This is a genomic window from Micromonospora sp. NPDC005197 (genome assembly GCF_040608295.1).
GTDB lineage: Bacteria > Actinomycetota > Actinomycetes > Mycobacteriales > Micromonosporaceae > Micromonospora.
Map to the genome: position 1 here is coordinate 1 of NZ_JBEXHY010000097.1, position 20,305 is coordinate 20,305.

Below are 20,305 nucleotides of genomic sequence, written 5' to 3' on the forward strand. Positions count from 1 at the left end.
GCCGGGCGCGCCCCCGACCCCGGTCACCCCGCCCCGGCCCCGGCCGGGAACGCCGGTGGCCCGGGTCGAAGATCGACCCGGGCCACCGGTGTTTCGCCGTATCGGTACGCCGACGCTCAGTCGGCCAGCTCACGGGAATCGCTGGTCTCGAAGACCACCAGCTCGGTGAGCTTGACCCGCAGCCGCTCGCGCAGCTGATCGGGTGCGGTCTCGTTGCCGCAGCAACGGGCGACCAGTGCCCGCACCTCCTGTTCGAGCCCGTACTCGCGCAGGCACGGCCCGCACTCGTCGAGGTGGTGCCGGATCAGCGAGCGCCGCTCGTCGGCGCACTCGAGATCCAGGTAGAGGTAGACCTCCGCGAGCACCTCGCGGCAGTCCGTCTCGTGCGGCTTTCCACAGCTCACGTCACACCTCCCGGCCGGCAGCGGCAGCGGCAGAGCCCTTCGCGGACCGGGCGGGGCTGAAGCCCCGCTCCGCGGCGTACTGCTCGAGCAGCTTGCGCAGATTACGACGGCCGCGGTGCAGACGCGACATCACGGTGCCGATCGGCGTGCCCATGATGTCGGCGACCTCCTTGTAGGAGAAGCCCTCCACGTCGGTCAGGTAGACGGCCAGGCGGAACTCCTCCGGCAACTGCTGGAGGGCCTCCTTCACGTCGCTGTCCGGCAGCCGGTCCAGAGCCTCGGTCTCGGCCGAGCGCAGCCCGCTGGAGGTGTGCGACTCGGCCTCGGCGAGCTGCCAGTCGGTGATCTCCTCCGTGGGCGCCTGGATCGGTTGGCGCTGCCGCTTGCGGTAGGAGTTGATGTAGGTGTTGGTCAGGATCCGGTAGAGCCAGGCCTTCAGGTTCGTGCCCTGCTCGAACTGGTGGAAGGCCGCGTACGCCTTCAGGTAGGTCTCCTGGACCAGGTCTTCGGCATCCGCCGGGTTGCGCGTCATGCGCAGCCCAGCAGCGTAGAGCTGATCGACGAATGGCATCGCGTCCCGCTCGAACCGGGCCCTGCGCTCGTCCGTCTTCTCGGTGGTCAACCGCACATCCCCTCGCGTCGGATGCTTTCCCGCCGAGGATACGCGCACGGACCTGCCCACAGATTCACTTCCGGCTGGTGTGCCCGTGCTCACCGCACCCACCCCGCCCGGTCCCGCTGTCACGGGCCAGTCCGGACCATCCAGCAGCCGCTGTAGCTGCCGGGCGTCCCGCTCGTCCCGTTCCAGGCTTCGTGTCTCGGTCGGCACCGGTCACCCCCCTCGCAGAAAAGTCGTCCGGGGTTAGTAACGCGAGATGACCGGTGGGGCATTCCGCCCGGCTCTCCCGTTCCTGGTCCCGGCCCCGGTGGCGCCGGCGCTGGGACCAGGAAGGGCCTGGGAGGACTGGCGCCGTCCGTCCGAATCGGGCCGGCGGCACCAACGGATGCAACGACCCGTGGCCGGCGGCGGAAACGGTCGGACGGTTCAGTCGGCCGTCCAGCGGTGCCGGCGCAGCCAGTCCCGCACCACGTCCGCGGTGCCGGCCGGATCCCGCCGTAGGTCGTGCGTCTCACCCGGCCGGGTCACGACCTGCACGCCCGGCCCCGACGCCGGCACCCCGAACGGGTCCCGGTCGCCGTTGACCACCAGCGTCGGCAGGCCGGTGGCCAGTTCGGCGGCCCGGGAGCGTTCCGGCCGGCCGGGCGGGTGCAGCGGGAAGGCCAGCGCGACGACGCCGGCGGCGCCCACCGCGCGGGCCGTCCGGCAGGCCACCCGCGCGCCGCTGGAACGACCTCCGACCAGCAACGTGGGCACCTCGTCGTGGCGAGCGCGCAGCGCGGCGAGCACTGCCGTCCACGCCTCGTCGAGGTGCCCGGCGGGGGCCGGCGCGCGACGGCCGGCGACCCGGTAGGGCTGGGTCACCCGGATCACCGTCAGGCCGGCCGCGACCGCCGTGTCCCGCACCGCGAGCAGGTCGGGCGCGTCCACGCTGCCGCCCGCCCCGTGCCCGAGCACCAGCAGGGCGGTCGCCGACCGGGCCGGCAGGTCGGTGTCGATCCGCGCCGGACCGCGGGGCGTGTTGATCTCTTCGCTGGGCAGCACCGACCCATTCTGCGCCGCCCTCGCCGATCACCGGGATGGTTCGCCCCGGCGGTCAGCTCAGCGGCACCAGGGTGAGCAGGCGGTCGCGTACCGGAGGGCCGGCGTCGTCGGCCGCGTCCGGATCGGGCTCCACCTCGCCGCGCCAGGCGACCAGCATCGCCCGCCGCTCGCGGGGTGTGGTCGCGCCCCACACGCCGTGGCAGTCGCCGACCTCCAGCGCCCATGCCAGGCAGGAACCCTGCACGTCACAACTGCGGCACAGCGCGACGGCGGCGTCCGCCGGTTCGTTCGGCGCCGGAAAGAACGTCTCCGGATCGACGCTCTGGCACGTCCCTCTGGTGCGCCACGCGTCGTCCTGTCGGCGTTCTCGCAAGGCCCGCAGCAGCCGCGGATCTCTCCGTGCCGCAGCCACCTCGTGCGGACGGGGCATACGCGCCCGTGTCATTCCACCCACCTCCCCCGTGGGACCGGCAAGATCGGTGGATGTCGTCCGCCCCGTGCGAATCGACAGCCACTACCGGCGCTGTGTTGTATCGCACTTCTGGACACCGGGACAAGGGGCTACGGAGAACATGGCTGAACGGCCAGGCGACGAATCGAGCAGAACCCTGGCAAATCGGTGCCCGACGATGCCTGTCATCTTCAGAACAGGGTCAGCTCCGATGGGGCCGGCAGCGGCGGAACGGACACTCGGGCGGTCAACTCCGGGCCGTCGTTGCGGACGTCACCCACCGCCGGCCCGACCGGGCGGATCTCCAACCCGGCCAGCCGATCGGGCGACGCGGGCGCGAGCAGGCGTTCGGGCTCGTCGCACGGCCCCAGCCAGGACGACCACTGATCGGGCGGCAGCAGCACCGGCATCCGGTCGTGCACCTCGGCCAGCTCGCCGAGCGCCGCGGTGGTCAGCACGCTGAAGGTGAGCCGACTCTCGGCGCCGGACTCCCAGACCGACCAGATGCCGGCCAGGGCGAGCACCGAGCCGTCGGCCGGGGTCATGAAGTACGCCTGCCGGCCGCCGTCGGGCTGGCGGACCCACTCGTACCAGCCGTCGGCCGGGACCAGGCAGCGGCGGCGGGTGAACGCGCCGGCGTACGCCCGACTGGTGGCCACCGTCTCGGCCCGCGCGTTGATCATGCGGGCCGCGCCGGCGGCGGAACGGGACCAGTGCGGCAGAAACCCCCAGCGGGCGACACAGAGGCTGCGGTGCCCTTCCGGGGTGAGCCGGACCAGCGGCACGCGATCGGTGGGCGCGACGTTGTGATCCGGCCGGATTGCGCCGTCGGTGTCGTCGGACGACTCGAACAGCGCGCTCAACTCGCCGGAGCCACGGGTCGTCGCGTACCTGCCGCACATGGGCTCACGCTAACCCGCCGGGGGCCCGGCCTGCTGTCCCGCCAACCGGGAGTACGACCGCCGGTCGGCGTCACTCACCGGCCGACACGGCAGAATGTAACCGTGGGGAATCTGACCGCGACCCGGCCGCCGCAGCCGTGGAGCGCACCGACCGCGTCCGACCCGGTGTCGGCGACACTGCGCCTGCCCGGCTCCAAGTCGATGACCGCCCGCGCCCTGGTGCTCAGCGCCGTGGCCGCCGGGCCGTCGACCCTGGCCGAGCCGCTGCGCGCCCGTGACACCGAGCTGATGGCCGCCGGCCTGCGCGCGATGGGCACCTACGTGTCGATCAACGACGACGAGCGTTGGCTGGTCCGGCCGCACCCGCTGGTCGGCCCCGCCCACGTGGACGTGGGGCTGGCCGGCACCGTGATGCGGTTCCTGCCGCCGGTGGCAGGGCTGACCGACGGGCAGGTCACCTTCGACGGCGACCCGTACGCCCGCACCCGCCCGCTCGGCCCGCTGGTCGACGCGCTGCGCTCGCTGGGCGTCCGGATCGACGCCACCGGGACGGGCAGCCTCCCGCTGACCGTGCTCGGCACCGGTGGGGTCACCGGCGGCGAGGTGGTGATCGACGCGTCCGCGTCCAGCCAGCTGGTCTCCGGTCTGCTGCTGGCCGCCCCGCGCTTCGACCGGGGCCTCGTGGTGCGCCACGTCGGTGCGCCGGTGCCCTCCGCGCCGCACCTGCGGATGACCGTGCAGATGCTGCGGGCCGCCGGCGCCGCCGTCGACGACACCACCCCCGACGTCTGGACCGTCGAGCCCGGCCCGCTCACCGGGCGTGGCTGGGAGATCGAGCCGGACCTCTCCGGCGCGGTGCCGTTCTTCGCCGCTGCCCTGGTCACCGGCGGCGAGGTGACCCTGCAGGGTTGGCCGCACAGCAGCGCCCAGCCGGTCGAGCAACTCCGCTCGCTGCTGCAGCGGATGGGCGGCGAGGTCACCCTCTCCACCAACGGGCTGACCGTGCGCGGCACCGGGGTGGTGCACGGCCTGACCGCCGATCTGTCCGACGTCAGCGAGCTGACCCCCGCGCTGACCGCGCTGGCCATGCTTGCCGACTCGCCGTCGGTCTTCACCGGTGTCGGGCACATCCGCGGCCACGAGACCGACCGGCTGGCCGCGCTGGCGCGGGAGTTCGCCGCCCTCGGGGCCGACATCACGGAGACACCGGACGGGCTGGAGATCCGGCCTCGCCCGCTGCGCGGCGGGATGTTCCGCACCTACCACGACCACCGGATGGCCCACGCCGCCGCGGTGGCCGGGCTCGCCGTTCCGGGCATCGAGGTGGACGACGTGGGGTGTACCTCCAAGACCATGCCCGAGTTCCCGGCACTATGGTCAGCGATGGTGACCGGCAAGAACTGACGCGAGAAGGGGACAGGTCCTGGCGACCAAACGGCGGGAGTACGACGAGGACGACGTACGCGTCCGACCCGGAAAGTCGTCGCGCCCGCGTACGCGCACCCGCCCGCAGCACGCCGACGCGGTGGACGGCTTCGTCATCGCCGTCGACCGGGGGCGCTACCAGTGCGTGCTGGCCGGGGCCGAACGCGGCGTGGTGGGGGCCGAGCTGCCCACGGTGACCGCGATGCGGGCCCGGGAGCTGGGCCGCAAGTCGGTGGTCGTGGGTGACCGCGTCAGCCTGGTCGGCGACACCTCCGGCGCGGAGGGTGCTCTCGCCCGGATCGTCCGGATCGCCGTGCGCCGCTCGGTGCTGCGCCGCACCGCCGACGACGACGAGACCACCGCCGAGGGTCGGCTGGAACGGGTGGTGGTGGCGAACGCCGACCAGTTGGTGATCGTCAGCGCGTTGGCCGATCCGCCGCCGCGCACCGGGTTCATCGACCGCTGCCTGGTGGCCGCGTACGACGCGGACGTCGAGCCGCTGCTCTGCCTCACGAAGGCCGACCTGGCCGGGCCGGAGGAGGTGCTGGGCTACTACACCGAGCTGGAGCTGCCGTACGTGCTCAACCGCCCCGACTCCGACCTCGCCGCGCTCCGTGCGCTGCTGAGCGGCAAGGTGTCGGTACTGGTCGGGCACTCCGGGGTGGGCAAGTCGACGCTTGTCAACCGCCTCGTCCCGGAGGCGCTGCGCGCGGTCGGCGTGGTCAGCGCGATCGGCCGGGGCCGGCACACCTCGACCAGCGCCGTGGCGCTGCGGCTGCCACCGGTGCCGGGCGTCGACACCGACCCGGGCTGGATCATCGACACCCCCGGTATCCGCAGCTTCGGGCTGGCGCACGTCTCCGCCGACAGCCTGCTGCACGGCTTCCCGGACCTGGTCGAGGGCACCGTCGACTGCCCGCCCAACTGTCAGCACACGGCCGACGAGACCGACTGCGCGCTGGACGCCTGGGTGGCCGCCGGCAAGGCCGACCCGCGCCGGCTGGCGTCGTACCGCCGGTTGCTCGCCTCGCGGGCCGGCGAGGGCGACGCGCGCGGCGACAGCGACCAGCGCGGGCCCGGCGAGGGTGACCGGCGCGGGCCCGACGAGTGACCCGCGAGGCGTCGGCTAGGTTGCCGGCATGACCGGCTACGCCGACGACCTCGCCCTCGCCCACCTGCTCGCCGACCGGGCCGACGCCATCGCCATGACCCGGTTCCGGGCGCTCGACCTGCGGGTGGAGACGAAGCCCGACCTGACCCCGGTCTCCGACGCGGACACGGCCGTGGAACGGGAGATCCGCGCGCTGCTGGCCGAGCACCGGCCCGCCGACGGGCTGCTCGGCGAGGAGTACGGCGCCGAGCCGGCCACCGATCCGAACGGCCGGCGGTGGATCGTCGACCCGATCGACGGCACCAAGAACTTCGTCCGTGGGGTGCCGATCTGGGCCAGCCTGATCGCGCTGTACGACGGCGACCGACCGGCCGTCGGCGTGGTGTCGGCGCCGGCGTTGGATCGACGCTGGTGGGCGAGCGCCGGCGCGGGCGCGTACGCCGGGCGGGGCCCGGCCGCAGGCGACCGGATCGGGGTCTCGGCGGTGCGCCGGGTCGCCGACGCGAGCGTCTGCTACTCGTCGCTGACCGGGTGGGAGAACGCCGGGCGACTCGACGCGATGCTCGACCTGCTGCGGGCCAGTTGGCGCAGCCGGGCGTACGGCGACTTCTACGGCTACATGCTGTTGGCCGAGGGCGCACTGGACGTGATGGCCGAGCCGGAGTTGTCACTGTGGGATGTGGCGGCGCTGGTGCCGATCATCACGGAGGCGGGTGGGACGGTCACGGATCTGGGCGGTCGACCGTCCCCGACCGGCGAGCCGGGCACCGAGAGCAGTGTGGTGGCCACCAACGGTGTGCTGCACGCCGACATCCTCGCTCGGCTGGATCGACCAGCCGAGCGCTGACCCCCGGCAACCTCTATCCTCGCCAGGTGGTCTCCTCCGGCTGGTGCTTCCTCGCGGCGATGATCGTTGCGTACGGCTTCGCCAACCTGCTCCAGTCGGTGGCCGCGGCGCGCACCACCGTCCACCACACCTTCGATCCGGGTCTGCTGCTGCGACTGGCCGGGCACCGGACGTATCTGGTGGGGCTGGGCTGCCAGATCGGCGGGTTCGTGCTCGCCTTCCTGGCCCGGCGGGACCTGCCCCTGTTCCTGGTGCAGGCGAGCGTGGCGGCCGGGCTCGGGGTGACCGCCATCATCGGCGTGCTGGTGCTGAAGTGGCGGTTGCCGGTGGCGGAGGTGGCCCTGCTGGCGCTGCTCTTCGCCGGGATCACCGCGCTGGTGCTGGCCGCGCGGCCGGCGCCGTCGAAGCAGCTCGGCACCGCTGGCTCGGTGGCCCTGCTGGTGGCGCTCGGGGTCATCGCGGTGCTCGGTTTCTTCGCCGTCCGACTGCACGGGGCGCCCGGGTCGGTGGCCCTGGGCTCGCTGGCCGGGCTGGCGTTCTCCTCGGCGGCCGTCGCGGCCCGGCCGCTGGCCTCCGCGCCGTCGGCCGAGGCGTTCCTCGCCAACCCGCTGTTCTACCTGCTGATCGCCCACTCGATCGTCGGCCAACTGCTGCTCGGCCTGGCCATGCAGCGCGGTTCGACGACCGCTGCGGTCGCCGCCATGGACGCCGCCGGAGCGGTGCCGGCGGCGATCGTCGGCCTGCTGCTGCTCAACGACAAGATCTGGCCGGGTCGGGAGTGGCTGGCCGCCACCGGTTTCCTGGTCACCCTGGCCGCCGTGATCGGCCTGACCCGCTACGCGCAGCCGCAGCAGCACCGCTCGGTGGCGCACCGCCACGACCGGGCCATGGTCGGCGCCGGCCGGCCCGTCTGACCGCAAACCCACGCCGCACCGAAGGGAGCGGCGTGGGTTTCTCGGCTCAGGCTTCGACGGGCTTGCGGCGGCTCACCACCCGCTCGTAGAGACGTTCCAACGCCCCGGCGGTCCGCTCCCACGTGTAGCTGCTGCGGACCCGGTCCACGGCGGCGTGACCGTAGGCGAACCGGCCGGCGTTGTCGGCGAGCAGCCGGCGCAGGGAGACCCCGAGCGTCCGCACGTCGCCGGGAGGCACCAGACGGCCGGTGACCTCGTCGACCACCGCGTCCGCCAGGCCGCCCATCGCGTAACCGACCACCGGCACCCCGCAGGCCATGGCCTCCAGGGAGACCCGTCCCGCCGAGGAGTAGTGCGGCGTGCAGGCCACCACGTCGGCCGACCGGTACCAGGTGGCCATCTGGTCGTGCGGCACCGCCCCGACCAGGCGCACCTGCTCGGCCACCCCGGCCCGCTCGGCCAGCTCGCGGAGGCGACGTGCCTCCGCGTGGTTGGCCAGCTGGCCGGCCGGTGGGCCACCGGCGATCACCAGTTCGGCGTCGCCGACCAGCCGCATCGCCCGGATCAGGTCGTCCTGGCCGTGCCCCGGGGACAGTCCGCCGACGGAGAGGATCCGGGCCCGCTGTTCGCGCGGGGCCGCCTCGCCGTCGGGGTGGAACTGCGCGGTGTCCACCCCGGCCGGCACCATCGCCACGGAGGTACGTTGCAGACCCATCCGGGTCAGCTCGTCCACCTCGTCGTTGCACTGGGCGACGGCGATGTCCACCGCCCGGGTCAGCGCCCGCTCCAGCGGGATCCGCTCCCCCGGGCCGTCGTACTCGCCGCCCAGGTGGCGCAGCTGCTCCACACCGAGCGAATGGAAGGTCTGCACGACCGGGATGTCGGTCTCCCGGACGGCGTGCGCGGCGGCCAGGCCACCGATCCAGTAGTGCCCGTGCACCACCTCGGGGCGCCAGGCGCCGCCCCACTCGTCGGTCAGCCAGCGCCCGAACTCGGTGACGTGCGGGATCAGACCGGCGGTGGGCAGGGCGGTCGCCGGGCCGACGGGCACCCGGTGCACCCGGTAGCCGCCGACGTCCACAGTCGCCGGCAGGTCCGGGTCGTCCCGGCGCTCGTAGATGCGGACATCGTGGCCTCTGCCAGCCAGCTCGGCGGCGACCCGCGCGATGTGTTGTTGGGTGCCGACCGGCGGGCCGTCGGCGTGCCGGTACGAGCTGGTGTGCGCGCAGACGAGGCCGACGCGCATGGGTCACCTCCCTGCGATCTTTTCCTCGGCGGTCCCGGTCAGAGCGTCCCATTAACCTCGGAGCCCCGAGCCGAAACCTGGCAGATCGGGAACAGTCACCGCGAGTGCCGCCGACACTTGCGCCACGGCAACCACATGAGCCCCGATTCGACGACGTATCGGACGGATCGCCGATGATCGTCGGGCGGCTGCTGGTATGACCGGGCCCGCCCGGGGGTACCGCTGGAGAATGCCGCTGACCCGCACCCTCGACGATTCGACCGTGGTGATCACCGGCGCGTCCAGCGGGATCGGCACCGCCACCGCGTACGCGCTGGCTCGCCGGGGTGCCGCCGTGGTGCTCGCCGCCCGCAGCGAGCCCGCGCTGCGACAGGTCGCGCAGCGCTGCCGGGAGCTGGGCGGCCGGGCGGTGGCCGTCCCGACCGACGTGACCGACCTGGAGTCGGTGCAGCGGCTGGCCGACCGCGCGGTGGGCGAATTCGGCCGCATCGACGCCTGGGTGAACAACGCCGCGGTGAGCGCGGTGGGCCTGTTCGACGAGATCCCCGTCGCCGAGTTCCGGCGCGTGCTGGAGGTCAACCTGCTGGGCACGGTGCACGGCATCAAGGCCGCGTTGCCGTACCTCGGCGCGGCCGGCGGCGGCGTGCTGGTCAACAACGCGTCGGTGCTGGCCGAGGTGGCGATGCCCTACCAGTCGGCGTACAACGCGGCCAAGCACGGCATCCGCGGGCTGACCGACACCGTCCGGCAGGAGCTGCGGGTCACCGGTCGGGGGCAGATCTCCGTCTGCACCGTGCTGCCGGCCACCATCGACACCCCCTTCTTCCGGCACGCGGCCAACCACAGCGGTCGCGAGCTGGTGCCACCCCCGCCGATCTACCCGCCGGAGGTGGTCGCCGAGACGATCGTGCGGTTGCTGCGCCGGCCGCGTCGCGAGGCGTACGCCGGTGGCGCCGCGCGGCTGCTCGGCCTGCAGTGGCGGCTGGCGCCGGCGCTGGTCGAGCGCACCCTCGGCTGGTACGTCCACCGCACCCAGTTCGGTCCGGGTGCGCGGCTGGACAGCACCGGCTACGTGTTCCACGCCGACGGGCAGGCCAGCCGCGGCGGTGGCTGGCACGGTCGGCGGCGTCAGCTGGTGCGGATGACCGCCGCGTTCGGTCTCGCCGCGGCCGGCACCGCCGTCGGCACGATGGCCATCAACCGCCGCTCCCGGTCGGATCACTGATGGCTGGCGTCGATCGACCGGACGCGCCGTTCGTCCGCGGGCCACGCCCCGAGGCGACCATCCCGGTGGACGAGCGCTGCCGGGTGGAGGTCGACGAGTCGTCCCCGGTCATCCGGTTGAGCGGGGTGCTCGACACCGCCGAGGCCGACCGGGTCCACGACGCGTTGCTCGCACGGCTCAGCGACCGGCCCGGCCCGGTGGTCGCCGACGTGACCGGGCTGCGGGTCACCGACCCGGCCGGACGGAGCGTCTTCGCCGAGGTCCGCCGGGAGATCGCCGACTGGCCGGCCGCGGACCTGCTGCTGTGCGACCCGGCGGTCTCCGGGCCCGGTCGCCCCGACGCCGTCCTGGCGGGTGTGCCGGCCTGGCCCACCCTCGACGCCGCGCTGGCCGCGGTCGCCGCGGCGCTGGCGGCGGTGCTGACCGCCGAGCTGCCGCCGACCGCGGAGTCCGCCCGGCAGGCCCGCGAGCTGGTCGCCACCGGTTGTGCGCGCTGGGGCATGCCGGCCCTGACCGAGCCGGCGCAGATCGCGGTCACCGAGATGGTCAACAACGTGGTCACGCACGCCCGGACCCCGATGAGCGTCCGGTTGGCGCCGCAGGACCACACCCTGCGCCTGGCGGTTCGGGACCACTCGTCGCGCCGGCCCACGTTCGCCGGTCTGTCCCCGCCGAACCGGGTGGGTGGCCGGGGTCTGCTGCTGATCGACACCGTGGCCCGCCGGTGGGGCACCAGCATGGTGCCGGACGGCAAGGTCGTCTGGTGCGTGCTGCATCCGGACGACGAGGCGGCGCACGGCTGACGGGCTTCCCGCACCCGGTGTCCGGTTCGCCGCCGCATGACCGGCGGTGCTCCGGTTACGGCGGGAGGGCAGCGGGTAGTGATCAGACATGCGCGACAACGAGTACCCGACCCCCGTGTCCGACACCGAGGCGGAGGGGCTGCCCGACACCGCCGATGACGACTCGAGCGCCAACGACGACGTGCTCACCGGACGCGAGGCGGACGGCCCGGAGCCGGCCCAGCTGCCCGGCGACCGGACGCCGGTGGCGGTGGACCGCTTCGGGACGACCGCCGAGGAGCAACTGGACGGGGAGTCGTTGGACTACAAGCTCGACCGAGAGGTCTACGAGCGCCCGGTGGACGACCCCCTGGCCGGCCCGGTCGACCCGAAGATCGCCTTCGAGGCGGAGAACGAGGCCGCCGCGGCGGAGGCCCAGCTGGACGCCGACGTGATGGACCCGGGGCCCACCTCGGATCCCAACTCGCCGGTCTCCCTCTACGACCACGGCCAGCTCGGCACGGTCGCCGACGCCACCGTGGGCCGGCTCGTGGAACCGGACGAGGGGGCGCACACCGACCAGGAGACCGACTCCGTGGCGTACGACGCCGGGTCGGCGGGTGGCGGGGCGACCGCGGAGGAGCTGGCCATCCACGAGACCGAGCCGCCGCGCTCGGTCTGAGCCGATCAGTCGTCCAGGCCACGCTCGATCGCGTAACGGGTCAACTCGACCCGGTTGTGCAGCTGCAGCTTGCCCAGCGTGTTCTGCACGTGGTTCTGCACGGTGCGGTGGGACAGGCCGAGCCGCTGCGCGATCTGCTTGTACGACATTCCCTTGGCCACCAGGCGCAGCACCTCCGTCTCCCGGTCGGTGAGGCGGGGCATTCCCGGCTCCGCGTCCCCGCTCGTGCCCTGTCCCGGCCCGGCGGCCATCCGCCGGTACTCCCCCAGCACCAACCCCGCCAGGCCGGGCGTGAAGACCGGATCACCGGCGGCGGTGCGGCGGACCGCGTCGAGGAACGCGGCGGGCGCCGTCGACTTCACCAGGTAGCCGGTGGCGCCCGCCTTGACCGCGTCGAGCACGCCCTGCTCCTCGCCGCTGGCGCTGAGCATCAGCACCCGGACCTCGGGCAGCGCGGCGCGCAGCCCGACGACCACCTCGACCCCGGAGATGTCCGGTAGTTGCAGGTCGAGGACCACCACGTCGGGTCGGGCGGCGGCGGCGACCCGGATCGCCTGCCGCCCCTCGCCGCTGGTCGCCACCACCAGGAAGCCAGCCTCGGCCAGATCTCGGGCCACGCCCTCGCGCCACATCGGATGGTCGTCGACCACCATCACCCGCACCGCCGTCACCGCTGCACCCTCCGCACGATCAGCTCGATCTCGGTGCCCGCGTCGGGGGTCGACATGATCCGGACCGTACCCCCGAGGTCGGTCACCCGACCGCGGATCGACTGGGCCACGCCGAGCCGTCCCTGCGCGGCGGCCTCGACCAGTCTGCCGTCCGGGATGCCCGGCCCCTCGTCACGGATCGACACGGTCACGGTCTCCCCCTCATCCTCGATCAACACCCAGGCCCGCCCGCCGGCGTGGCGGCCCACGTTGTCCAGGGCCGCGCCGGCCGCCGCCGCCAACTCGCCGGCCACCTGCCGGGGCAGGGTCACCGGCGTGGCGGGGGCCGAGAGCGACACCGCCGCCGAGGCGTACCGGCCGAGCAGGCTCCGCAGGTCCACCACTTCCGCCCCGGCGGCGGCCGGTGCGGTGCCCGCGATCAGTGCCCGCAGGGCGGCCTCCTGCTCACCGGCGAGCCGGGCCAGTTCGCCGGCCTCGCCGGGCAGGTGCGCGCCGCGCCGCTGCACCAGCGCCAGCACCTGGAGCACCGAGTCGTGGATGTCGCGTGCCAGTCGTTCCCGCTCCCGGGTGGCCGCCTCCAGCTCCACCGCGTGTTGCAGGCGTTCCTCGGCGGCCACGGCGAGCCGGGCGACATGGCCGACCACCACCCCGGCGAGCAGCAGCAGGATCACCCCGGTGAAGGAGGACTGGCTGATCCGTTCCCGGGTGGCCACGTCCGCGCCGGCCACCAGCAGCGCGGCCACCGTGCCCCGCCGCCGGCCGCCGGAGACGGCCCAGGCCAGCACCGGGCCGGCCATCCAGGCAACCCCCAGGGTGGGTACGCCGTGGGCGAGCGCCTCCCGTCCGATCACCCAGGGGGTGGACAGCACGATGGCGACCACCACCCCGAGGTCGGCCAGCAGCAGCGGCCAGCGGCGCCAGGCGGGCCGGGCGTACCCGACGGCGGTCGCCCCGGTCCAGAGGATCATCGCCAGGAGCAGGGCGCCAACGGCGAACGGGTGGTCGTACCGGTCGGCGTCGCGCACGGCGAGCGCGCAAACGTACCCGAGGGAGGCCACCCGGAACACCGTGAGCGCCCGCCAGAGCGGCACCTCGAAACCACCCGGCGGCGACGGCATGGCGGCCAGGATGCCACAGCCGGGCCGACGGCGCGGGGTCACGGAGTGCGCCTCACGTAACCCTGACGTACGGTTGAAAAGCCGCGAATACTCCGAGATCCGCTGTCGGGACGGGCCATGACGAATGCAGATCCGCACGCACCGCGTACGGTTGTGCCCATCGAACCCTCCCTCCTGATCGCCGAGGCCTTCGAGCAGGCCCAGGTGACCGAGATTCGACACTCGGTCACCTCTTGCGCGCACGCCTCCGGCCTCGACGGCCAACGGCTGGACGACTTCGTGCTGGCGGTCAACGAGTTGATCACCAACGCGGTGCGGCACGGCGGTGGGCGCGGGTGGCTGCGGCTCTGGCGGGAGCCCAGCGCGCTGTTCTGCGAGGTGGCGGACCACGGGCAGGGCATCACCCCGCAGCGGCTGGGCGACCGGAGTCGGCCCGCCCCGGACACGGCCGGCGGGTGGGGTCTCTGGCTGGCCCGGGAGCTGACCGACGCCATGGAGATCGCCACCAGCGCCGCCGGCACCACCGTCCGCATCACCGCCACCCTCGCCGCCACCGACCGCACCCAGCGCTGAGACCGGGCCGGGGCGCGGGCGGGCTCAGCCGAAGAGGGCCGAGACCGATTCCCCGTTGTGGATCCGGCGCATGGCCTCGGCCAGGGCGGGAGCCACCGAGAGGACCTGGAGTTTCCCGACCCGCTTCGCGGCCGGAATGGGGACCGTGTTGGTGCAGACGATCTCCAACACGCCGTCCTGCTCGCTGAGCCGCCGCAGCGCGTCGCCGGAGAACAGGCCGTGCGTGCAGGCCAGCCGGATGGAGCGCACCTTCAGGCCACGCAGGTGCTCCATCAGCTCGACCACCGTGCTGCCCTTGGCGATCTCGTCGTCCAGCACGATGACGTCCCGATCGGCGACCTCGCCGATCACCGCGCTGATCTTGACCAGGTCGTCGCTGAACCGCTGCTTCGCACCGGCCGCCACCGGCGTGCCGAGCAGCCGGGCGAAGGCGGCGGCCTCCTTGGCGTTGCCCAGGTCGGGCGAGACCACCACGGTGTTGCTGAGGTCGTAGCGCCGGAAGTGGGTGGCCAACTCGCGCAGCGCGTGCAGATGATCCACCGGGACGCTGAAGAAGCCGTGCACCTGCGGCGAGTGCAGGGTCATCGCGAGCACCCGGTCCGCCCCCGCCGAGGTGAGCAGGTCGGCGACGAGCCGGGCGCCGATCGAGATCCGCGGCGCGTCCTTCTTGTCCGAGCGGGCGTACGCGTAGTGCGGCAGCACCACAGTGATCCGGCCGGCGGACGCGCCCCGCGCCGCGTCGATCATCAACAACAGCTCGACGAGGTTCTCCTGCACCGGGGGCACCAGCGGCTGGATCAGGAAGACGTCCCGCTCCCGGCAGTTGGCCTGCAACTGCACTTCCAGGCAGTCGTTGGCGAACCGGGAGACCCGCACCGGATGCAGCGGCACCCCCAGGTGGGCGCAGATCTCGGCAGCCAGGTCGGGATGGGCGGTTCCACTGAAAACGGCGATGTCGCGCACGTTCGCACATCGTAGGCGACGAGGAGGCCAACGTGACGGCGGTCGCTCCGCGCCGCCGCTTTGGGTACGGTGCTGCCGTGACCCCCGAGTACGTCGCCGCCATCGACCAGGGCACCACCTCCTCGCGGTGCATCGTCTTCGACTCCACCGACGCGGCCGGGCTCGCTGCGCGATCCGAGAGGATGACGAGATGCCGTACCTGGTCCTGACGATCATGGCGAGCCTCGGTCTGGCCGGCATGGCGTACGCGGCCGTCCGTTTCTGGCGGGACCTCGGCCTGCTGCGGCGGGGCGTCCGGGTGCCGGGCGAGGTGGTGGAGCTCCGTCCGGTCACCTTCGGCCACGGCCCGCGCACCTACTACCCCGTCGTTCGGTACCAGACCGTCGACCGTTCCGTGGTCACCGCGACGCCGGGGCGTTGGCGGCAGACCCCGCTGTCGACGGCGCCCGGGCCGGTCACCGTGGTGCACGAGCCCTCCCGTCCGACCCGGATCCTGGTCGAGTCGCCGGCTCTGGGGGGAACGTCCTCAGTGGTCGTGCCGTTCGTCTCGCTGTTCGGCGTGAGCGCGACCGTGCTGGCCGTCGGCATCGTGGTCTTCTCGGTCCTGAGCTGATCCGCCCTCCACAGTGGTTGGCCGCGGTGGGTACCGTCGGCCGCGCAGGCAGACGACAGCGGGAGGGGCACGATGACCGGGCCGATCGGCACCACACCAACTCCGGACGTGATGGCGCAGCTAACGGCGCGGATGCGGGAGCAGTTGGGCCGCGGCGAGGAGCTGCGCGGCCGGTTGACCGGCCTGACCGGTCACGCGGAGAGCGAGAACGGGTTGGTGCGGGTCACCTGCACGGCCGAGGATCCCGCCCAGGAGCTGCACATCGATCCGCGGGCGCTGCGCATGCCCGCAGCCGAGCTGGCGGAGCTGATCTCCGGCCTCCTTCGGGCGGCGCGGGCCGACCTCCAGCGGGCCACCGCCGAGGTGATGCGCGAGTTCGGTGGTCCGGCCGGGCCCGCGGCGGTCCTGCACGACCCGGCGGCGGCGCAGGCCAAGCTGGCGCAGCTCAACGACATGGTCAGCGGGCCGATCCGGGAGAGCACGGAGATGTTGGAACGCCTGCGGCGTCAACTGGGGGTCTGACCCGAGCCGGCCAGGAGCGGGTCAGCGGCCCTGCCGCGCCCGCTTCGCGGCCGCCCGCACGAACACGACGGCGAGCGCCACCATCACCGCCAACAGGACCGAGCCCACCATCAGCGGGGCGATGAGCCAACTCATCAGGTTGACGGTGGCCCGCTCGCCGTTGGCCCAGCCGTCGACCTGCTCCCCCGCGCGCGGGGAGCCGCCGCCCACCGGGCCGGTGACCACCCGGCCGTCGGCCATGCTCCAGGTGCCGCGGCACCGCTCGGTCGCCTTCGGACCGCCGAGGTCGCACGACTCGACCTGGATGCTCACCCGCTCGGCGCCGATCAGATTGCGGCCGAGGCCGACGGGCAACACCAGGAGGACCAGGACCATGAGGATCGGCACCAGGACCCGCTGCCAGCGCGGCCGGCGGGCCATCCGGGTCACGTAGTCATCGGGGGGCGTCGACGCGGACCGTCCGGATGCCATGGGTCGCAGGCTACCAGCGACGGGCACCCCCGCCCATCCATGATCCTGTTAGGCTGTCCGCGCTCCGGCACCATGAACATCGATCACGTACACGGGGAGAGTCGATGATCGAGGTTGATCCGCCGGCGATCCGTGCGCTCGGCGACACGATCGAACGTCAGGTCGGGCCGCCCCTGGACGCCTGCGCCGAGCTGCTGACGTCCGCCCGCGCCATCGAACACAGCAACTTCACCTCGGTGGTGCCGCAACTCGCGGTCGCCTACGTCGGCGCCGTCGAGTTCGTCGAGGAGCAACTGCGCACCAAGCGCGAGCACCTCACCGAGGTCCGGTCCCGGTTGGTCCGCACCGCGGACAACTGGGAGGCCGCGGAGACCGCCAGCACCATCGTCCCCCGCTGAAGACGCCGGAGACCGACATGGCAGACCCTACCTACCCCGCGGCAGCCGCGAAGATCGCGCTGGTGGAGATCAGCCTGGCCGCCGCGGTCATCCCCGCCGCCTGGCCCATCGCCCAGATCGTCTACTTCAACCAGTGCGACCCAGAGACGATCATGCGCAAGGGCGGCGACTGGCTCGCCATGTACGACCAACTCGGCACCGCCCACGACAACCTCGACGACGCCGTCGCGACCCTGACGTCGGCCCAGTGGAGCGGTCAGGACCGCGACGCGTTCGGGGTGCACATCAACGCCTACGGCGCGCAGGTCGTCGGCACCCAGGTGCTGGCGATCACCGTGGGCGTCACCATGCTCTGCGTCGGCGCCGCCCTGCTCTGCCTCGTCGTGGCGTACGCGGTGGTGTCCACCATCCTGGCGGTCTTCGCCACCTTCATCGCGGCGGCCTCGGCGACCGTCGTCGGAGCGCCCGCCGCGGCGTCCGCCGAGGCGACGGCGACCTCGTTCGCAGCCTCGGCGCTCAGCTTCCTGAAGGGGATCGAGGCGATGGCCGAGGCGATCGCCACCGGCGGAGCGGCGGCCATCGCGGGCGCCGCCTCGTTCGACGTCGGCACCCAGCTCGGCACCGGCGACACCGAGGTGCTCAAGGGTCTGGTCCAGGCCACCGTCGACGGGCTCGACAACGTGGCCGCCGGGTTCCTGTCGAAGTGGGAGCGCGACTTCGTCGGCTACGGCATCCACAGCGGCGCCCGGCACGCCGTGGGTTCACCGACCGGGCCGGGCTACCTCATCTACGGCGGTGGGACCCAGGTCGCGCCGGCCGGTTCGGACGGCGACGGGGACACCGTCTGGGGCACCTCGGGCGTGGTGGACAACCTGTGGGCACGGCTGTTCGGGGGCGACGCCTGGAACCACTGAGCGAGCCGGGACGACACCCGTCCCGGCGCCGCGTTCACTCCCAGCGGTTGCCGGTGAGCTTCTCGTAGACCTCGACGTAGCGGGCGCGGGTCGCCTCGACGACCTCGGCGGGCACGTCCGGCGCCGGAGGCAGCTTGTTCCAACCGCTGCCGGTGGCCCAGTCCCGGACGTACTGCTTGTCGTAGGAGAACTGCACCCGGCCCGGCTGGTACGACTCGGCCGGCCAGAACCGCGACGAGTCGGAGGTGAGCAGCTCGTCGGCGAGCACCAGGGTGCCGTCCGGCGCCCAGCCCAGCTCGATCTTGGTGTCGGCGACCAGGATGCCCCGGTCGGCGGCCAGCTCGGCGCCACGCCGGTAGACGTCGATGGTGATCTGTCGCAGCCGCTCGGCGGTCGCCTCGCCCACCTTGTCCACCACGTCGGTGTACGTGATCGGCTCGTCGTGCTCGCCCGCCGGCGCCTTGCTCGACGGCGTGAAGATCGGCTCGGGCAGGATCGACGCCTCGCCGAGCCCGCGCGGCAGCGGTACGCCGGAGACCGCGCCGGTGCGCTCGTACTCCCGCAGGCCGCCGCCGGTGAGGTAACCCCGGGCGACGCACTCGACCGGGACCATGTCCAGCCGCTGGCAGCGGATGGCCCGCCCGGCGAACTCGGCCGGCACGTCGGTGGCCGAGATGACGTGGTTCGGCACCAGGTCGGCGAGCTGCTCGAACCACCACAGCGAGAGGGCGGTGAGCAGTCGACCCTTGTCCGGGATCGGTGTCGGGAGGGCCACGTCGTAGATCGAGATGCGGTCCGACGCGACCAGGATCAGGTCGTCGCCGTCGGCATACACGTCCCGGACCTTGCCCGAGTGCAGAAGTTCCACGCGCCCTAGTACACCACGCGGCGACGCCGGGCCCGTTCCGGCACCCGTACCGCCCTCGGGCTGCCGGGTGACCGGACGGACGTTGACACCCTCCTGCGCCGCCTGCGTGAATGGTCCGACCCGTCCGTACGTGCCAGGAGACCCCGTGCCCGTTGTCCGTCCCCCGATCGCCCGTTTCGGCGCCGACCCGGGCCGACGTCGAGTGCTCACCGCGCTGCTCGGCGCTCCCCTGCTGGCCACCGGTGGGCTGGCCGGATGCAGCGATGGCGCCGACACCTCAACCCAGGACGGGCCGATCGAGCTGTCGGTCTTCTGGTGGGGCGGGACGAAGCGGGCCGAGTTGACGGAAAAGGTCCTTCGGCTGTATTCGCAGCGCAACCCGCGGGTCAGCTTCCGGATCACCTGGCAGGGCGCCGACGGTTACTACGAGCGGCTGGCCACCCAGGCGGCCGGCGGCAACGTTCCGGACCTGATCCAGCTCGACGACGCCATGCTGACCGAGTACACCGAACGCCAGATCGCCCTCGACCTCACCGAAGCGACCGCCGATCACCGGTTGGACCTGCGTGGCCTGCCGGAGGGTCTGATCCGCTACGGCACCGTGGACGGGCGGACGATGGCGGTGGCCGCCGGGCAGACTCTCGCGGCCGTGGTCTTCAACCGTGACCTGCTGCGCGAGCTGCGGGTGCCCGAGCCGCGCGGCGGGATGTCCTGGGTGGACTACCTCGCCTGGGCGCAGCAGGTCACCGAGGCGAGCGACGGCCAGGTGGCCGGCACGATGGACGCGTCCGGCGACTACCGCGCCCTCTGGCTCTGGCTACGGTCCCAGGGCGGCGAGTTCTACCGCGGGCGGCAGCTCGGCTTTGGCGCCGAGGAGCTGATCGCCTGGTTCGAGCTGTGGCAGCGCGCCCGCACCGGGCGGGCCACGCCGGGCGCGGCCCTCGTCGACCAGGCCGACAGCGGGGAGCCGGCCCGGCAGTTGGTGGTCACCGGGTTGACCGCCGCGTCCTTCGCCTGGTCCCACCAGCTGCCGGAGCTGCAACGACTCACCGATTCCGAGCTGGGTGTGGTGGGCTTCCCCGGCCCGCCGGGCGCCCAGTGGGCGCGGGCGTCGATGTACTGGGCGGGGTTCCGGGGCACCCGCCACGCGGACACGGTGGCTGACGTGATCAACTTTCTGACCACGAACGGGGAGGCGGGCACCGTCCTCGGCCACGAGCGGGGCCTCAACGCCAGCCTCGCCGTCCGCCGCTACACCGAGGGCAGCATCACCGACCCGGCTCAGCAGCGCGCCGCCGCGTTCGGCGCCAGCATCGCCGACCAGCTGGGGCCGGCCCCCGCGCCACCGCCGAAGGGCCATCCCAAGGTGCGTTCCCTGCTGGTCACCGCGGCGGAGAGCCTCCGCGCCCGGCGTGCCGGCACGCGGGCGGCGACCTCACGTTTCCTCGCCCAGGCCAACGCCGCCCTGGCGGCCTGACCCACCGGCGGCCCACCGCCGCCAGCCACGCCCGCCGTCCGCCCCGGCCCGCCGCCCCGCCGCCC

The 20,305-nt window shown here is 73.3% G+C and carries 24 protein-coding genes; 13 read left to right on the forward strand and 11 right to left on the reverse strand.

The features are described 5' to 3' along the window. Nucleotides 1–116: 116 nt before the first annotated feature. From rsrA to ABZU46_RS24325, 5 genes are all read right to left on the reverse strand, one after another. Nucleotides 117–404, reverse strand: coding sequence for a mycothiol system anti-sigma-R factor (rsrA, locus tag ABZU46_RS24305; protein ID WP_007464731.1), 288 nt, complete (start codon nucleotides 402–404; stop codon nucleotides 117–119). Between the two features lies 1 nt (nucleotide 405). Further along, entirely contained in the window at nucleotides 406–1,233 is an 828-nt protein-coding gene (locus ABZU46_RS24310; protein WP_354861333.1) for a sigma-70 family RNA polymerase sigma factor, read from the reverse strand. A 216-nt stretch (nucleotides 1,234–1,449) separates the two neighbouring features. Further along, entirely contained in the window at nucleotides 1,450–2,067 is a 618-nt protein-coding gene (locus ABZU46_RS24315) for an alpha/beta family hydrolase (RefSeq protein ID WP_354861334.1), read from the reverse strand. A gap of 52 nt (nucleotides 2,068–2,119) precedes the next feature. Further along, nucleotides 2,120–2,512: a WhiB family transcriptional regulator gene (locus ABZU46_RS24320; protein ID WP_007464737.1), complete on the reverse strand. Its 393-nt coding sequence runs from the start codon at nucleotides 2,510–2,512 to the stop codon at nucleotides 2,120–2,122. A 197-nt stretch (nucleotides 2,513–2,709) separates the two neighbouring features. Beyond that, nucleotides 2,710–3,420 carry an SOS response-associated peptidase gene (locus ABZU46_RS24325; protein ID WP_354861336.1) on the reverse strand — a complete coding sequence of 237 codons (711 nt, stop codon included), beginning with the start codon at nucleotides 3,418–3,420 and terminating at the stop codon, nucleotides 2,710–2,712. A gap of 102 nt (nucleotides 3,421–3,522) precedes the next feature. On the opposite strand from ABZU46_RS24325, the gene aroA reads away from it, so the two are divergent. The 4 genes from aroA (at nucleotide 3,523) to ABZU46_RS24345 (ending at nucleotide 7,717) form a co-directional block, all read left to right on the forward strand. Then, entirely contained in the window at nucleotides 3,523–4,824 is a 1,302-nt protein-coding gene (gene aroA, locus ABZU46_RS24330) for a 3-phosphoshikimate 1-carboxyvinyltransferase (protein WP_354861339.1), read from the forward strand. A gap of 121 nt (nucleotides 4,825–4,945) precedes the next feature. Continuing rightward, complete coding sequence (gene rsgA / locus ABZU46_RS24335; RefSeq protein ID WP_354861340.1) at nucleotides 4,946–5,956, forward strand: ribosome small subunit-dependent GTPase A; 1,011 nt, start codon at nucleotides 4,946–4,948, stop codon at nucleotides 5,954–5,956. A gap of 28 nt (nucleotides 5,957–5,984) precedes the next feature. Further along, on the forward strand, nucleotides 5,985–6,803 hold the full coding sequence (gene hisN, locus ABZU46_RS24340; protein WP_354861342.1) for a histidinol-phosphatase: 819 nt from the start codon (nucleotides 5,985–5,987) through the stop codon (nucleotides 6,801–6,803). Nucleotides 6,804–6,829: 26 nt separating this feature from the next. After that, a complete protein-coding gene (locus tag ABZU46_RS24345) occupies nucleotides 6,830–7,717 on the forward strand; it encodes a hypothetical protein (RefSeq protein ID WP_354861344.1) in 888 nt (295 codons plus the stop codon). 46 nt (nucleotides 7,718–7,763) lie between these two features. Here ABZU46_RS24345 and ABZU46_RS24350 read toward each other — a convergent pair whose 3' ends face one another. Next, entirely contained in the window at nucleotides 7,764–8,963 is a 1,200-nt protein-coding gene (locus tag ABZU46_RS24350; protein WP_354861345.1) for a glycosyltransferase, read from the reverse strand. A 229-nt stretch (nucleotides 8,964–9,192) separates the two neighbouring features. Between ABZU46_RS24350 and ABZU46_RS24355 the strand changes: the two genes are divergently transcribed. The 3 genes from ABZU46_RS24355 (at nucleotide 9,193) to ABZU46_RS24365 (ending at nucleotide 11,652) form a co-directional block, all read left to right on the forward strand. Next, on the forward strand, nucleotides 9,193–10,188 hold the full coding sequence (locus ABZU46_RS24355) for an SDR family oxidoreductase (RefSeq protein ID WP_354861347.1): 996 nt from the start codon (nucleotides 9,193–9,195) through the stop codon (nucleotides 10,186–10,188). After that, a complete protein-coding gene (locus ABZU46_RS24360; RefSeq protein ID WP_354861348.1) occupies nucleotides 10,188–10,991 on the forward strand; it encodes an ATP-binding protein in 804 nt (267 codons plus the stop codon). The genes ABZU46_RS24355 and ABZU46_RS24360 overlap by 1 nt, the downstream gene beginning before the upstream one ends. 88 nt (nucleotides 10,992–11,079) lie before the next feature. Further along, nucleotides 11,080–11,652 (forward strand): DUF5709 domain-containing protein, encoded by a 573-nt coding sequence (locus ABZU46_RS24365; protein ID WP_354861350.1) that lies wholly within the window; start codon nucleotides 11,080–11,082, stop codon nucleotides 11,650–11,652. Between the two features lie 5 nt (nucleotides 11,653–11,657). Here the strand turns inward: ABZU46_RS24365 and ABZU46_RS24370 are convergent, their stop codons facing one another. Beyond that, nucleotides 11,658–12,305 (reverse strand): response regulator transcription factor, encoded by a 648-nt coding sequence (locus ABZU46_RS24370; RefSeq protein WP_354861371.1) that lies wholly within the window; start codon nucleotides 12,303–12,305, stop codon nucleotides 11,658–11,660. Between the two features lie 14 nt (nucleotides 12,306–12,319). Next, nucleotides 12,320–13,441, reverse strand: a complete 1,122-nt coding sequence (locus ABZU46_RS24375; RefSeq protein ID WP_354861352.1) for a DUF5931 domain-containing protein — start codon at nucleotides 13,439–13,441, stop codon at nucleotides 12,320–12,322. Between the two features lie 117 nt (nucleotides 13,442–13,558). On the opposite strand from ABZU46_RS24375, the gene ABZU46_RS24380 reads away from it, so the two are divergent. Further along, nucleotides 13,559–14,014: an ATP-binding protein gene (locus tag ABZU46_RS24380; protein WP_354861354.1), complete on the forward strand. Its 456-nt coding sequence runs from the start codon at nucleotides 13,559–13,561 to the stop codon at nucleotides 14,012–14,014. A 24-nt stretch (nucleotides 14,015–14,038) separates the two neighbouring features. Here the strand turns inward: ABZU46_RS24380 and ABZU46_RS24385 are convergent, their stop codons facing one another. Next, a complete protein-coding gene (locus tag ABZU46_RS24385) occupies nucleotides 14,039–14,977 on the reverse strand; it encodes a ribose-phosphate pyrophosphokinase (protein WP_354861355.1) in 939 nt (312 codons plus the stop codon). Nucleotides 14,978–15,167: 190 nt separating this feature from the next. Here ABZU46_RS24385 and ABZU46_RS24390 point away from each other — a divergent pair, with 190 nt between their 5' ends. Together ABZU46_RS24390 and ABZU46_RS24395 are read left to right on the forward strand one after the other, a co-directional pair. After that, a complete protein-coding gene (locus ABZU46_RS24390) occupies nucleotides 15,168–15,590 on the forward strand; it encodes a DUF3592 domain-containing protein (RefSeq protein WP_354861357.1) in 423 nt (140 codons plus the stop codon). A 72-nt stretch (nucleotides 15,591–15,662) separates the two neighbouring features. Beyond that, the gene (locus tag ABZU46_RS24395; RefSeq protein ID WP_354861359.1) at nucleotides 15,663–16,112 is read left to right on the forward strand and encodes a YbaB/EbfC family nucleoid-associated protein; all 450 of its coding nucleotides are present in this window, start codon (nucleotides 15,663–15,665) and stop codon (nucleotides 16,110–16,112) included. Nucleotides 16,113–16,133: 21 nt separating this feature from the next. Here the strand turns inward: ABZU46_RS24395 and ABZU46_RS24400 are convergent, their stop codons facing one another. Continuing rightward, nucleotides 16,134–16,583 carry a hypothetical protein gene (locus ABZU46_RS24400; protein WP_354861361.1) on the reverse strand — a complete coding sequence of 150 codons (450 nt, stop codon included), beginning with the start codon at nucleotides 16,581–16,583 and terminating at the stop codon, nucleotides 16,134–16,136. Nucleotides 16,584–16,687: 104 nt separating this feature from the next. Here ABZU46_RS24400 and ABZU46_RS24405 point away from each other — a divergent pair, with 104 nt between their 5' ends. Together ABZU46_RS24405 and ABZU46_RS24410 are read left to right on the forward strand one after the other, a co-directional pair. Continuing rightward, entirely contained in the window at nucleotides 16,688–16,981 is a 294-nt protein-coding gene (locus ABZU46_RS24405; RefSeq protein ID WP_354861363.1) for a hypothetical protein, read from the forward strand. A 17-nt stretch (nucleotides 16,982–16,998) separates the two neighbouring features. Further along, a complete protein-coding gene (locus ABZU46_RS24410) occupies nucleotides 16,999–17,895 on the forward strand; it encodes a hypothetical protein (protein ID WP_354861365.1) in 897 nt (298 codons plus the stop codon). Nucleotides 17,896–17,929: 34 nt separating this feature from the next. On the opposite strand, the gene ABZU46_RS24415 is transcribed toward ABZU46_RS24410, so the two are convergent. After that, nucleotides 17,930–18,763, reverse strand: a complete 834-nt coding sequence (locus tag ABZU46_RS24415) for a phosphoribosylaminoimidazolesuccinocarboxamide synthase (RefSeq protein WP_354861367.1) — start codon at nucleotides 18,761–18,763, stop codon at nucleotides 17,930–17,932. A gap of 145 nt (nucleotides 18,764–18,908) precedes the next feature. Between ABZU46_RS24415 and ABZU46_RS24420 the strand changes: the two genes are divergently transcribed. Further along, nucleotides 18,909–20,240: an extracellular solute-binding protein gene (locus tag ABZU46_RS24420; RefSeq protein ID WP_354861369.1), complete on the forward strand. Its 1,332-nt coding sequence runs from the start codon at nucleotides 18,909–18,911 to the stop codon at nucleotides 20,238–20,240. Nucleotides 20,241–20,305: the final 65 nt, after the last annotated feature.

Coding starts and splice junctions, on each gene's coding strand:
- ABZU46_RS24320 (WP_007464737.1), bottom strand. CDS start 2,512: ATGACACGGGCGCGTATGCCCCGTCCGCACGAGGTGGCTGCGGCACGG.
- ABZU46_RS24325 (WP_354861336.1), bottom strand. CDS start 3,420: ATGTGCGGCAGGTACGCGACGACCCGTGGCTCCGGCGAGTTGAGCGCG.
- hisN (WP_354861342.1), top strand. CDS start 5,985: ATGACCGGCTACGCCGACGACCTCGCCCTCGCCCACCTGCTCGCCGAC.
- ABZU46_RS24350 (WP_354861345.1), bottom strand. CDS start 8,963: ATGCGCGTCGGCCTCGTCTGCGCGCACACCAGCTCGTACCGGCACGCC.
- ABZU46_RS24355 (WP_354861347.1), top strand. CDS start 9,193: ATGCCGCTGACCCGCACCCTCGACGATTCGACCGTGGTGATCACCGGC.
- ABZU46_RS24360 (WP_354861348.1), top strand. CDS start 10,188: ATGGCTGGCGTCGATCGACCGGACGCGCCGTTCGTCCGCGGGCCACGC.
- ABZU46_RS24365 (WP_354861350.1), top strand. CDS start 11,080: ATGCGCGACAACGAGTACCCGACCCCCGTGTCCGACACCGAGGCGGAG.
- ABZU46_RS24370 (WP_354861371.1), bottom strand. CDS start 12,305: ATGGTGGTCGACGACCATCCGATGTGGCGCGAGGGCGTGGCCCGAGAT.
- ABZU46_RS24375 (WP_354861352.1), bottom strand. CDS start 13,441: ATGCCGTCGCCGCCGGGTGGTTTCGAGGTGCCGCTCTGGCGGGCGCTC.
- ABZU46_RS24380 (WP_354861354.1), top strand. CDS start 13,559: ATGACGAATGCAGATCCGCACGCACCGCGTACGGTTGTGCCCATCGAA.
- ABZU46_RS24390 (WP_354861357.1), top strand. CDS start 15,168: ATGCCGTACCTGGTCCTGACGATCATGGCGAGCCTCGGTCTGGCCGGC.
- ABZU46_RS24395 (WP_354861359.1), top strand. CDS start 15,663: ATGACCGGGCCGATCGGCACCACACCAACTCCGGACGTGATGGCGCAG.
- ABZU46_RS24400 (WP_354861361.1), bottom strand. CDS start 16,583: ATGGCATCCGGACGGTCCGCGTCGACGCCCCCCGATGACTACGTGACC.
- ABZU46_RS24405 (WP_354861363.1), top strand. CDS start 16,688: ATGATCGAGGTTGATCCGCCGGCGATCCGTGCGCTCGGCGACACGATC.
- ABZU46_RS24410 (WP_354861365.1), top strand. CDS start 16,999: ATGGCAGACCCTACCTACCCCGCGGCAGCCGCGAAGATCGCGCTGGTG.